Annotated in this window: 13 protein-coding genes and 1 pseudogene; 3 read left to right on the top strand and 11 right to left on the bottom strand. The window is 59.6% G+C overall.

Annotation, left to right across the window (positions count from 1 at the left end; genetic code table 11):
* Positions 1–38: 38 nt before the first annotated feature.
* The gene (locus tag Q0936_RS08445) at positions 39–764 is read right to left on the bottom strand and encodes a 16S rRNA (uracil(1498)-N(3))-methyltransferase (protein ID WP_299295279.1); all 726 of its coding nucleotides are present in this window, start codon (positions 762–764) and stop codon (positions 39–41) included.
* Between the two features lie 11 nt (positions 765–775).
* Here Q0936_RS08445 and ubiA point away from each other — a divergent pair, with 11 nt between their 5' ends.
* The 3 genes from ubiA to Q0936_RS08430 all read left to right on the top strand — a co-directional run bounded on the left by ubiA (position 776) and on the right by Q0936_RS08430 (position 4,026).
* Positions 776–1,738 (top strand): 4-hydroxybenzoate octaprenyltransferase, encoded by a 963-nt coding sequence (gene ubiA, locus Q0936_RS08440; protein ID WP_299295282.1) that lies wholly within the window; start codon positions 776–778, stop codon positions 1,736–1,738.
* Between the two features lie 61 nt (positions 1,739–1,799).
* Positions 1,800–3,713 (top strand): OmpA family protein, encoded by a 1,914-nt coding sequence (locus Q0936_RS08435; RefSeq protein ID WP_299295285.1) that lies wholly within the window; start codon positions 1,800–1,802, stop codon positions 3,711–3,713.
* Complete coding sequence (locus tag Q0936_RS08430; protein WP_189369708.1) at positions 3,700–4,026, top strand: hypothetical protein; 327 nt, start codon at positions 3,700–3,702, stop codon at positions 4,024–4,026. Before Q0936_RS08435 ends, Q0936_RS08430 begins: the two co-directional genes overlap by 14 nt.
* Before the next feature lie 40 nt (positions 4,027–4,066).
* On the opposite strand, the gene Q0936_RS08425 is transcribed toward Q0936_RS08430, so the two are convergent.
* The 10 genes and pseudogenes from Q0936_RS08425 to Q0936_RS08380 form a co-directional block, all read right to left on the bottom strand.
* Complete coding sequence (locus Q0936_RS08425; RefSeq protein WP_299295287.1) at positions 4,067–4,507, bottom strand: molybdenum cofactor biosynthesis protein MoaE; 441 nt, start codon at positions 4,505–4,507, stop codon at positions 4,067–4,069.
* 3 nt (positions 4,508–4,510) lie between these two features.
* Positions 4,511–4,756, bottom strand: coding sequence for a molybdopterin converting factor subunit 1 (gene moaD / locus Q0936_RS08420; RefSeq protein WP_299295290.1), 246 nt, complete (start codon positions 4,754–4,756; stop codon positions 4,511–4,513).
* Positions 4,757–4,761: 5 nt separating this feature from the next.
* A complete protein-coding gene (gene pgsA / locus Q0936_RS08415; RefSeq protein ID WP_299295293.1) occupies positions 4,762–5,421 on the bottom strand; it encodes a CDP-diacylglycerol--glycerol-3-phosphate 3-phosphatidyltransferase in 660 nt (219 codons plus the stop codon).
* A 57-nt stretch (positions 5,422–5,478) separates the two neighbouring features.
* Positions 5,479–7,365, bottom strand: a complete 1,887-nt coding sequence (gene uvrC / locus Q0936_RS08410; protein ID WP_299295295.1) for an excinuclease ABC subunit UvrC — start codon at positions 7,363–7,365, stop codon at positions 5,479–5,481.
* A 276-nt stretch (positions 7,366–7,641) separates the two neighbouring features.
* A pseudogene (locus Q0936_RS08405) lies at positions 7,642–8,427 on the bottom strand (SDR family oxidoreductase); the annotation flags it as partial.
* Positions 8,428–8,443: 16 nt separating this feature from the next.
* Positions 8,444–9,406: a calcium/sodium antiporter gene (locus Q0936_RS08400; protein ID WP_299141968.1), complete on the bottom strand. Its 963-nt coding sequence runs from the start codon at positions 9,404–9,406 to the stop codon at positions 8,444–8,446.
* Positions 9,407–9,573: 167 nt separating this feature from the next.
* Positions 9,574–10,371, bottom strand: a complete 798-nt coding sequence (locus tag Q0936_RS08395) for a S49 family peptidase (protein WP_299295298.1) — start codon at positions 10,369–10,371, stop codon at positions 9,574–9,576.
* A gap of 69 nt (positions 10,372–10,440) precedes the next feature.
* Positions 10,441–11,202, bottom strand: coding sequence for an ABC transporter permease (locus Q0936_RS08390; protein WP_299141971.1), 762 nt, complete (start codon positions 11,200–11,202; stop codon positions 10,441–10,443).
* Positions 11,199–12,137, bottom strand: a complete 939-nt coding sequence (locus tag Q0936_RS08385; RefSeq protein ID WP_299295301.1) for an ABC transporter ATP-binding protein — start codon at positions 12,135–12,137, stop codon at positions 11,199–11,201. The genes Q0936_RS08390 and Q0936_RS08385 overlap by 4 nt, the downstream gene beginning before the upstream one ends.
* An 86-nt stretch (positions 12,138–12,223) precedes the next feature.
* Positions 12,224–12,754, bottom strand: coding sequence for a CoxG family protein (locus tag Q0936_RS08380; protein ID WP_299295303.1), 531 nt, complete (start codon positions 12,752–12,754; stop codon positions 12,224–12,226).
* Positions 12,755–12,803: the final 49 nt, after the last annotated feature.

The following is a 12,803-nucleotide window of genomic DNA, read 5'->3' as shown; positions in this document are numbered from 1 at the left end:
TGTCGTCGCCTGCCGCAAGATGCCTGGGGATGGGCCTGTCACGCCCAGTCCCCCAATTGTTGTTGCCAGACCGTCAACGCGGCCACAGCGGCCGTGTCAGCACGCAGGATGCGCGGCCCCAACTGGACCGGGTGCGCCGTTTCACGTGCATGCAGGCGGGCGCGCTCGGCCTCTGAAAACCCACCTTCGGGGCCAATCAGAATGGCCCAGGGCCCTGAAATACCCGGCAATGCTGACGCCGCAGATGCACCAGCGAGCGCCTCGTCACAGAACATCAACTGCCGGTCACCGAGATCGGCCAAGACCCGGTCCAATCGCGCCAAGTCCGTAACTTCGGGGACAAATGTGCCGCCGCATTGCTCTGCTGCTTCGACCGCGTGGGCCTGAAGCCGCGATTGTTGAATACGGCCCGCATTCGTGAACGCGGTTTGCACCGGCACGATGCGCCGTGCGCCCATTTCAGTCGCCTTTTCTACGATGAAATCGGTACGTGCCTTTTTGATCGGCGCAAAGATCAGCCACAGGTCCGGCGGCATCTGCAATTGAGCGGTTTGGACGTCGCACTGCAACACACCGCCACGCTTGCCCGCCTCAGTCACAGTGGCGCGCCATTCGCCGTCGTGGCTGTTGAACAGCAAAACCGCCGCCCCAACGCCAAGGCGCATGACCCCAAACAGATAATGCGCCTGATCCCGCGACAGGACGACAGATTGCGCAGCACCCAAAGGGTGATCTACATAAAGGCGGACTTTCGCTTCACTCATAAGGCCTACATATGACCAACCTGAGCCCATCACCAGATGGTCACGTCGCGGATGCGGTAAAAGGCAATTGGGTGGACACCTATGCCCCGGCGGCAACGCGCCCCTATTTGCGGCTGAGCCGCGCGGACCGGCCCATTGGCACGTGGCTGTTGTTGTTGCCGTGCTGGTGGGGGTTGGTTCTGGCGATGCTGCACGATCAGTCCCCCCGATGGGAAGATGCGTGGATCGCCATCGGCTGTGCGCTGGGGGCGTGGTTGATGCGCGGAGCGGGTTGCACGTGGAACGACATCACCGACCGCGATTTTGACGACAAGGTGGAACGCACGCGGTCGCGGCCGATCCCTTCGGGGCAGGTCAGCGTGCGGGGTGCCGTCGCATGGATGTGCGCGCAGGCCCTGATCGCCTTTGGCATATTGTTGACGTTTCATATCAACGCGATCCTGCTGGGCGTCTTGGCCTTGGTGCCGGTCGCCGTCTACCCGTTCGCCAAAAGGTTCACGTGGTGGCCACAGGTCTTTTTGGGACTGGCATTCAACTGGGGGGCGTTGCTGGCTTGGACGGCGCATACCGGCAAACTCGAGGCACCGGCAGTTGTTTTGTATCTGGCGGGCATTGCCTGGACACTGTTTTACGACACGATTTACGCGCATCAGGATACGGAAGATGACGCCTTGATCGGCATCAAGTCCACTGCACGGCTCTTTGGTGCGAACACGGCTCCGTGGCTGCGCCGGTTTCTCATGGCGACCGTGGGCCTGATGGGAATTGCCGTGATTTTTGCCATGCTGGACGAGGCATCGGTGCTGGCGCTGGTGATTGCGCTGGGTGGACCGTGGGCCATGGGATGGCACATGGCGTGGCAATTGCGCGGCCTCGACATCGAAAACCCGGACAAATGCCTCCAGCTTTTTCGGTCCAATCGCGACACCGGCATGATTCCGCTCGTGTTTTTTTGCGCCGCGCTGCTCGTTTGATTGAAACAAGCCGCCAAGGGGCTTAGACCCAATACGACTGACCCCAAGCAAAGGCCCGCCCATGCGCCTGTCCTCGCTCCTCGTGATTGTCGGCACGTTTGCCGTCGCAGCCCTGCTGTCGCTGGTGGCAGCCAATCTGTCCGTCAAACTGATCGAGGAAAGTTCAGAGATCGGCGTGCGTGATGCGCTGGATGGGCGCGGCATGACATGGGCCGAGGTACAGGCCGATGGGCTGCAGGTCACACTGGCCGGGATTGCCCCGACTGAGGCGGTGCGCTTTGCCGCCCTGTCCACGGCAGGTACGGTGGTGGATGCCGCGCGGGTGATTGACGACATGCAAGTCGAAGCCGCCGCCGCAATTGCGCCACCCCGTTTCTCCGCTGAGGTTCTGCGCAACGACGCTGGCCTGTCCATCATTGGTCTGATGCCTGCATCGACCAACCGCGACGACGTACTCGACCGCGTTCGTGCGATCAGTGGTGATTTACCCGTAACGGACCTGATCGAGGTGGCCGACTATCCGGCGCCAGACGGTTGGGCGGACGCCTTGGGCTTTTCATTGACCGCGATGGAGCGTTTGCCCCGCGCCAAGGTTTCGGTGTCTGCAGGTCGCGTGGCCATCACGGCGATCACCGACAGCGCGGAAGAAAAGGCCAAGCTGGAGGCGCAGTTGAACCGGGCCGCACCACCCGGACTGCGCGTGCGCCTCGACATCGCAGCGCCGCGGCCCGTGATCACGCCGTTCACCTTGCGGTTGGTCAAGGATGACACGGGCACACGTTTTGACGCCTGTTCTGCGGACACAGACGCCAGCCGTACGCGCATTTTGAACGCAGCATTCGAGGCCGGGCTGACCGGGCCAGGCACATGCACAGTTGGCATGGGTGTGCCCAGCCCGAACTGGGGCGTGGCGGTTGAGCAAGCCATCGGCGCATTGGCCAATCTGGGCGCGGGCACGATTACGTTTTCCGACGCCGACATCACCTTGGTTGCCGCCGAAGGCACTGCACAAGGCGATTTTGACCGTGTGGTGGGCGAATTGGAAAACCAACTGCCTGAGGTCTTTGCCCTATACGCCAAACTGCCGGAGACTGTGGACCCGGACCAGGGCCCACCTGAGTTCGTTGCAACCCTCAGTCCAGAGGGCCTGGTGCAACTGCGCGGGCGGCTGACCGATGACAACCTGCGCAATGTGGCCGACAGCTACGCGAAGGCCGCGTTTGGGTCCGCCAATGTCTACACAGCCACCCGCGTCGTCGATGACCTGCCCAACAGCTGGCCGGTGCGGGTGCTGACGGGCTTGGAGGCGTTGGCGCAGCTGTCCAACGGCGCCGTGACCGTCACGCCCGACACGGTGGCAGTGTCAGGCAACACCGGCAATCCCAAGGCCAGCACAACCATCGCGTCGCTTTTGGCAACCAAGTTGGGTGAGGCCGAAGACTTCGACATCAGCGTAACCTACCAGGAAAAACTGGACCCGGTGGCCGCGCTGCCGACGCCGGATGAATGCGAGGCCGAAATCTCGGGCATTCTGGCTGGCTCCAAGATCACATTTGAACCCAGCAGTGCCACGATCGACGCCTCTGCGCTTGGGACGATGGATGACATCGCCGAAGTGCTGCGAGAGTGTGGCGACATCCGGTTGGAAATTCAGGGCCATACGGACAGCCAGGGCCGCGAGGAAATGAACCTCAACCTGAGCCAGGCGCGGGCGCAATCGGTTTTGAACGAGCTGCGTGCGCGGCGCGTTCTGACCGCCAGCTACTCGGCCAAGGGCTACGGCGAAACCGATCCAATCGCGGACAATGAGGGCGAAGAAGGCCGCGAAGCAAACCGCCGCATCGAATTCAAGCTGATCCGCCCTGCTCCGACTGCGCCCGAAGGTGAAACAACGCTGGAATCCATCGCGGGAACAAGCGATACAGGCGAAGCAGCGACCGAAGACACGACAGGAACATCCGATGAGCAGAACTGAGTTTGTCATTGCGACAGCCATCATTCTCTTCATTGCGTTCTGTTTGGGCTGGTTTGCCAACTGGCTGATCCACCGGTTCACCCGCGTGGCCGCCGGCGACGTGGCCGAATTGGACCGGATGAGCCAAGAGCTGCACGAGGCCGAAGAAACGCGTGATCAGGCGATCACCTACCTGCAACAACGTGAGGCGGAACTGACCAATCAGTTGAGCCAGACCGAAGCAGAATTGCGCGCTGCCATGGACGGACTGCGCGACGCGCGTCACGAGGCCGAAGAGCTGCGCGCGTGGATCGACCGCCAACAGGCGAGCTGACCATCATTTCAAGATAGTGCGGGACGGGCAGGTCGCTGGATCACCAGCGGCGCAGCGCGTCCTCGTCCGCATCCTTGGCGTCGACCCAACGCGGTGTACCCGCGACGATTTCGCGTTTCCAGAAAGGCGCGCGGGATTTGAGGTAGTCCATCAGGTATTCCGCCGCTTCAAACGCATCTTTGCGATGCGGGGCTGCGGTTGCGACCATCATAATCATCTCACCCGGTGCCAAACGTCCATGCCTGTGGATCACCAGCGTATCCTCCAGCGACCAACGCGTTGTGGCTTCGGACGCGATGTCTGTCAGTGCGGCTTCGGTCATGCCGGGATAATGTTCGATCTCCATCGCGTCGAGACCGCCCGCCACGTCGCGCACCACACCGGTGAAGGTCACAATCGCACCCGAACGGCTTTGGCCCTTGGCAAACGCATCCGCCTCGGCCCCGAGATCAAAGGGTGCTTCCTGAACAACGACGCGCATGGGTTAGCCGCCGGTCATCGGTGGGAAAAACGCGACCTCGCGCACGCCGTCAAGCGGGGTGTCAAAATCGCTCAAAACCTGATCCACAGCCACGCGCAATGCGGTGATATCGGCAAAGGCGGCGGCATAGCGGTCCTCGCGGACGCGCAATTCCTCGACCAGATCCATGACCGTTGCTGCATCCGTCTGGACCACCTCGCGTGGCAGGCCAATGCGTTCGCGCACCCATGCGAAATACAACACATCCATGGCTCTTATCCTTTCAGATAGGGGGTCGCCTTGCGGAAATAGTCCCAGCCCGTGATCAAGGTCAGCGCAGCCGCACCCCACAACAACCACAACCCGATCCGGCCTGACCAATCGGCGCCTGCCAGTTTCCAGCCTAGGCCCTGAACGTCCGGTTGATCCCCGTTCAGGATCGCAACGACAATGTCATCATCCATGCCCCAGACGGACATGCCAAAGTAGTGTTCGAACACGCCCTGGGAAAACAGGACCGCGATTGCGACCATCTGGAGCGTGGTTTTCCATTTGGCCAACTGGGTCACTTTGAGCGTGCCGGCGGTATCGCCCAGAAACTCTCTGAGGCCGGACACGAACACTTCGCGGAACAGGATCATGGTTGCGGGCAAGACCAGCCAGGGCGACCAGGACGAAAACCCGATGATGACCATCAACGCGATCACCACCATCGCCTTGTCCGCGATGGGGTCGAGCATCGTGCCCAGTTTCGTCTGTTGGCCCCATGCGCGCGCCAGATAGCCGTCAAACCAGTCGGTGATCGCAGCCCCTACAAACAGAACAACCGCAAAGATGTCGGCATAGGGGCGCGTGAAATAGAGGAACATCACAGCCACCAGCGGCGCCGCAATCAGGCGCAGTGTTGTGAGGATATTCGGAATGTTCCAAATCATGTCACACCTCTAGCGCGTACAGAGCGGAGCAGGAAGGGGGCGCATGTCACGTGCACCTTACTGATCGTGAAAGAAGTCATAGACCTTTTGCGCCAAGCCTTCGGATACGCCGTCCACCGCCTTGAGATCGGCGAGGTTTGCACGGCTGACCGCTTTGGCCGAACCGAAATGCGCCAGCAACGCCCGCTTGCGCGCCGCGCCGACACCTGGAATGTCGTCCAGCGGGTTTTTCATGTTGGATTTAGCCCGTTTCGCCCGGTGGGTGCCAATCGCAAAGCGGTGCGCCTCGTCGCGCATCCGCTGGACAAAGTACAACACCGGATCGTTGTGCCGCAGCGCAAAGGGGCGTTTGCCGACGCGGTGGAACTCTTCCTTGCCCGCGTCACGGTCCACACCTTTGGCGACGCCGACCATTGGAATGTCCTCGACCCCGTGTTCCGCCATGATCTCGGCCACGGCGCTGACCTGCCCCGCACCACCGTCGATCAAAAGCAGATCCGGCCACATGCCCTTTTGCCGGTCAGGGTCTTCGTTCAACAACCGCTTGAAGCGCCGGTGCAGCACCTCTTTCATCATGCCAAAGTCATCGCCCGGCGTCAGATCCTCGCCCTTGATATTGAACTTACGATAGCTGTTTTTGACGAACCCCTCGGGGCCCGCAACGATCATGCCACCAACGGCATTGGTGCCCTGGATGTGGCTGTTGTCATAGACCTCGATCCGGGTGGGCGGTTCGGACAGATCAAAGGCCTCGGCCAGCCCTTTCAGCAACTTGGTCTGTGTGGCGCTTTCCGCCATCTTGCGTGCAAGGCTCTCGCGGGCATTGCGCAGCGCACTGTCCACCAACTCGGCCTTTTCGCCGCGCTGTGGCACCAGCAGTTCAACCTTGCGCCCCAATTTGCCGCTGAGCGCCTCGGCCATCAGATCAGGGTTTTCGATCTCGTTGGACAGGATCAATTGCCGGGGCGGTTCCTTGGTGTCGTAGAATTGCCCTAGGAACGCCTCGAGCACCTCGGCAGCGTCCACATCGGCACCCACACGGGGATAGAAGTCGCGGTTGCCCCAGTTCTGGCCCGCACGGATAAAGAACACCTGAACACAGGCCTGCCCCTGCTCCATATGCAGGGCGACGATGTCCGCCTCGGTCACGCCGCGGGGGTTGATGCCTTGCGCCGTCTGCACTTGTGTCATCGCGCGGATACGGTCGCGCAACGCCGCCGCACGCTCGAACTCCATCGCCTCAGACGCCTCTTGCATCTGCCCGGCAAGCTTGGCCTGAATGTCCGTCGATTTGCCGGACAGGAAGCGTTCGGCATCCTTGACCGTCTGGGCGTAGTCGCTCTCTGAAATCAGCCCGACGCAAGGACCAGAACAGCGTTTGATCTGATACAGCAGGCACGGGCGGGTGCGGCTGTCGAACACACTGTCAGTACAGTTGCGCAGCAAGAACACCTTTTGCAGCTGGTTCAGTGTGCGGTTCACAGCGCCAGCACTGGCAAAGGGGCCGTAGTAGGCGCCCTTCTGTTTCTTGGCGCCGCGGTGTTTCTTGATCTGCGGATAGACGTGATCGCCCGTCACCATAATATTGGGAAAGGACTTGTCATCGCGCAGCAGCACATTGAACTTGGGCTTGAGCTGTTTGATCAAGTTCTGTTCGAGCAGCAACGCTTCGGTCTCGGTCCGCGTCGTCAGGAACATCATTGACGCGGTCATCGAAATCATCCGCGCAATGCGTCCCGAATGCCCCGACGGCCGGGCATAGTTCGACACCCGTGCACGCAGGTTGCGCGCCTTGCCGACGTACAACACCCGACTGTCACGGTCGAGCATGCGGTACACACCCGGCGAGCTGTCGAGCGTGCGCAAATACGACTGAATAACCTCGTGCCCAACTGGCACAGGCTCTTCAATCTGAGGAGGAGTGGGATCGTCTGGGTTCGCCATTTGATTCGTGATTTGGCTGCACTGATTCAGATGAGGGTTCAAGCAAACTTGCATCCACCAAAGCTGTGGATAAGTCTAAGGACAAGTTCTCGGCATGTGGAAAATATCGTTGTTTTTTCGACCCTTCCTTAAGATGCCTAATTTTTAGGCAATACTCCAAGCTATTGTTTTTGCTACCCTTATTTTTACACTTCTTACAAGTGACTGAAAATAAAGACATTTTGGTAACAGTTTTGTAACGGAAGTTAACGCGGTGCAAAACTCACCTTACGTCAGCTATTCGACCCCCACAACGTCAGGTGTTTCCCACGCCAGATGTTGCCCGCCATCGGTGCACAGCAATTGCCCTGTGACACCCGGCGCATCGAGGAAATAACCAAGCGCGCCCACGATGTCTGCGGGATTGGACCCGCGCTGCAATACGGTCGCGGCGCGCTGCTTGGCAAAGTGTTCCGCGCTCTGACGTCCCCCTTGCAGAGTTGGACCTGGGCCAATGGCATTCACGCGAATGGCGGGCGTCAGCGCCCGCGCACTGGTCTGGGTGAGCGCCCACAGACCCATCTTGGCGAGTGTGTAGGTCATGAACTCCGGCGTCAGTTTGCGCACGCGTTGATCGACCATGTTCACAATGAGGCCCGACGCCTTTGGTTCATTCATGTCATCGGTATCTGGCGTCAGCCCCTGGGCGGCCATGGCCTGTGTCAGCACAAAGGGTGCGCGCAGGTTCGAATGCATGTGTTTGTCCCACGTCTCGCGGGTGGCCGTCTCAACCGTGTCATATTCAAAGATCGACGCGTTGTTGATCAGACAGGTGATTGGCCCGCCCAGTGCATCCACAGCACGACCAAACAGCGCCTGCGTGGCGTCCTCGTCCAACAGATCCGCCTGAAGCGCCACGCCACGCCGCCCCTTGGCTTCGATTTGTGCGACGGTCTCCTGTGCGCCCTTGTCGGAACTGGCATAGTGCACGGCCACATCATAGCCCCGTTCCGCCAGATACACTGCCATGGCCTGACCCAAACGGTGCCCTGCCCCTGTCACAAGCGCGCACGTCATCGCACTCTCCCTTTTTGCAAACTCAGCTCAGTACGATAGCCAAATAGGCCACATACAGGACGGTCAAGATCACGCCCCAAATGCGTGTGATGTCGCGCCGCAAATAGACAAACGGCACCAGCAGGATCGACGCGGCCAGCATGACCCACAGATCGAAGGTCAGGAACGATTGGTCGACCGGGATCGGCCCCACCAGGCTGGCAACACCGATGATGGCCAGCAGGTTGAACATGTTCGAGCCGATCACATTGCCCAGTGCCACGTCCGCCTGGCGGCGCAAGGCGGCCATTACTGTCGTGGCAAGTTCCGGCAAGGACGTACCAACAGCCACGAGGGTCAAACCGATGACTGTGTCGCTGACGCCATAGGTTTTGGCGATGACAGTGGCGTTGTCCACCAAAAGGCTCGCCCCAAGCGGAAGGCCGATCAAACCCAGGACAAGAAACACCGCGATCCGCCATCCGGGCAGGTCCGGGTCCACGCCTTCAATGTCTTCTTCGTCCTCGGAAACGTCTGCACAGGCGGCGCGGTGGCCACGTGCCTCCATCGCTTGGTCGAAAAGGACAAAGGCCAGCGCAGCCAGCAAGACAAGCGCTGCAATCCAGTCGAATACACCGCGAAACGCGAGTGCAATGAACAGGATCGAGGCGGCGATCATGTAGTTATAGCTTTTGCGCGTGTCGCATTCAGACGTGTGCATCGTCGCCAGCAGCGCCGGAATGCCCAGCACCAACAGGATGTTCGCCGTGTTGGACCCAACCACATTCCCGATGGCCAGACCTGGCGCGTCGTCCAGGATCGCCTGAACAGCAATCAGCAACTCGGGCGCGGATGTGCCAAATGCCACGATGGTCAGACTGACGATCAAGGCGGGTACACCCAACCGCAAAGACAAGTTGACGGCGCCTTTGACCAATGAGTCTCCCGCCAAAAGCAGGATCAACAGGCCCAGCCCGCTCAGCAGCCATGGCATAAGTTCTGTCATCCAGACTTACCCCGCCCGCAGGCGCACGGCCCTTTGCCGATACGGTGGCGTCCGCAATCGCATTTTGTCTGTTTCAGACGTTTGCCCCCGATCCAATGCAACTTGCCTGCCATGGCAAGCACACCCATGAAAACGAGGAACAAAACGACGATCTTCGACAACATGCGTTACAGTCCAAACTGGGCATAGGCTGCCCGTTCTTCGATGGAACTGATTGTGTCGTCAACCATTTGTGCGCCGAAGCGCGACAAAAACGAGCGACGGACACCGTAACGCCTCAGTTTGACCTTGTCGCCGAACCGCTCTTTCAGCATCGGGCGGATATGGCCGATCCCATCGATCAGTCCCAGCTCTTTTGCCTTTTGCGCCAGCCAGACTTCGCCCGTGAACAGATCGGCCTCGGCGTCCAGTTTGCCGCCACGCCGCGATTGCACGTGGTCGATAAAATTGGTGTGGATGTCGTCCAACAGCCCTTTGAGGCGGTCGACGTCTTCTGGCTTTTCGGGGCGGAACGGGTCGAGCATCGATTTGGATTTACCCGCCGTGTAGACGCGGCGTTCAACACCCTGTTTCGCCAGAAATTCATGCGCGCCGAAACCGGCGGAAATCACACCAATGGACCCCACCACCGAAGACGGGTCGGCATAGATTTCATCGGCCGCCACGGCAAGCCAGTAGCCACCTGATGCGGCAACGTCTTCGACAAAGGCGAGGACAGGCACATCTTTTTCTTCGGCCAGCCTGCGGATACGCGCGCCGATCAACGAAGACTGTACCGGGCTGCCGCCCGGCGAATTGATTTCAAGCGCGACTGCGGCGGGCTTGCCGCGGGCAAACGCCTTTTCGATCACAGGGCCAAGGGCCTGATCGTTCAGCGTGCCGCGCGAGCCACCGGCAATGACCCCTTGCAGCCGAATGACGGCCACAGTGGGATCGGATGACATGAAGGGGATCCAGCGTTTCATTCTAGCCCATGTAGATTGCGTCCCGCACCCAAACAAGGCCAGCGCCGAAACGAGTTGTCTGCCGCAGCGTTACTGGCGGATGCGCCACCCGGATTTGAAGATCCACCAGACCGCGCCGAGGCAGAGCGTCGTGAACCCGGCAATCGCGATGAGCGATGTCAGAATGGGTACATCCGTGAGGCCAAAGAACGCCCAGCGGAACCCGGAAATCAGATAGACCACAGGGTTGAACATTGAAATCGTCTGCCAGACCGGCGGCAACATCGAGATCGAATAAAAGGACCCGCCCAGAAACACCAATGGCGTCACGATCAGCAGCGGCACCAATTGCAGTTGTTCGAAATTGCCTGCCCATATCCCGATGATAAAGCCGAACAACGCAAAACTGATGCAGGTCAGCACAAGGAACAGGATCATCGCCAGCGGGTGCGCAATCTCGATATCCACGAAAAAGAACGAGGTGATCAGAATGATAACGCCGATGAACATCGCCTTTGTCGCGGCCGCGCCGACATACCCCATGACAATTTCCAGAAAGCTCACGGGCGCTGACAACAATTCATAAATCGTGCCGATGAATTTCGGGAAATAGATGCCGAAGGAAGCGTTCGAGATGCTCTGTGTCATCACGGTCAACATGATAAGGCCCGGCACGATGAATGCGCCGTAGCTCACGCCATCCACTTCTTGAATGCGGCTGCCGATGGCGGCGCCAAAGACGACAAAATAGAGGGACGTCGACAAGACCGGAGAAATCAGCGACTGTGCCAATGTTCGGAAAAACCGTGTCATCTCAAATACGTAGATGGCACTGATGGCGGACCAGTTCATACGGTCACCTCTGCGTTTTCATGGACAAGCGAAACAAAAATGTCTTCGAGGCTGGATTGCCGTGTGACCACGTCGCGCAGTTGCAGACCAGCGTTCGCCACATCGGTCAGCAATTTGGTGATGCCTGTGCGCTCTGCATTGACGTCGTAGCTGTAGACCAGCGTCCAACCGTCTTGCGACAAGGCCAGATCATATCCAGCCAACGCCTCTGGGATCGCATCAAGCTGTGTGGTCAGTTGAACATCCAACTGCTTTTGCCCCATGCGCGCCATCAGCTTGTCTTTGTCTTCGACCAACAGGATCTCGCCCTTGTTGATCACGCCGACACGATCCGCGATGGCTTCGGCCTCTTCGATGTAGTGGGTTGTCAGGATCGTTGTGACACCGTCCGCGCGCAGTTGTTCGACGATGTCCCACATGTCCTTGCGCAGCTCAACATCCACACCGGCCGTCGGTTCATCCAGAAACAGCACCCGAGGTTCATGGGCCAGCGCCTTGGCGATCAACACCCGGCGTTTCATGCCGCCGGACAACTCGCGAATTTGGTTGTCGCGCTTGTCCCACAGCGACAGACGTTTGAGGATGTCCTCGACGGCAGCGTCCTTGCGCCCCTTACCAAACAAACCGCGCGAGAAACGAACGGTGTTGATCACGCGCTCAAACGGTTCCAACGCGATTTCCTGTGGCACGAGGCCAATGAGGCTGCGCGCCTGTCGGTAGTCGGTCAGAATGTCGAAACCTGCGACACTGACCGTTCCGGATGTTGGCATGGTGATGCCGCAAACGGTCGAGATCAGCGTCGTCTTCCCGGCCCCGTTTGGCCCCAAAAGCGCGATGATCTCGCCCTCTTCGATATCAAGGGACACGCCCTTGAGCGCCTCGAAACCGCCGGAATAGGCTTTGCGCAGGTTTTGGATACTCAGGATTGGGGGCATTCTGTCTCCGGGACCGGTTTGTCGCTCAGGTAACGCGCCGCGAACACTGTGACCAGCGCACATGCGCACACTGCGTTGTGCAGTGGTCAGTCCTTGCCGGTCAAACGACCCAGCCAGCCCTTCTTGGTGCCTTCGGCCTCAGTCGTTTGATCCGTAGCGTCTTCATCCGTCGCTTCGGGCGTTTCCAGCGTGTCCTGCAAATTGGTAAAGAACTGGTCGGCCATTTTCTTGGCAAAACCGTCAATGATGCGGCTGCCCAATTGCGCCAGCTTGCCGCCTACTTTCGCTTCAACATCATAGCTGAGTTCGGTTCCGCCGTCGCTTTCGGTCATGCGCACTTCTGCACCGCCTTTGGCAAAGCCCGCCGCTCCGCCCTTGCCCTCGCCTGTGATTTTCAGGCTCTGGTTTTCGACCATCTCGGACAGGGTGACCTGGCCTTTGAATGTCGCTTTGACCGGGCCAACCTTTTGGGTCACGGACGCTTCGAAACCATCTTGGGGATTGCCGGTGACGGCGGTTGCGCCGGGCACGCAAGCCTTGAGCACATCGGGGTTCAACAACGCGGCATAGACCTCTTGCGGGGTGGCCGCGATTTGACGGGTGTCTGACATCTGCATCGGTGCGCTTCCTTGGCTCTTTTGCGTGCTGCAATCATAGCCCAGTCCA

The sequence above is a fragment of the uncultured Tateyamaria sp. genome (assembly GCF_947488715.1).
GTDB lineage: Bacteria > Pseudomonadota > Alphaproteobacteria > Rhodobacterales > Rhodobacteraceae > Tateyamaria.
This window is presented reverse-complemented; position numbering and strand designations above follow the sequence as displayed.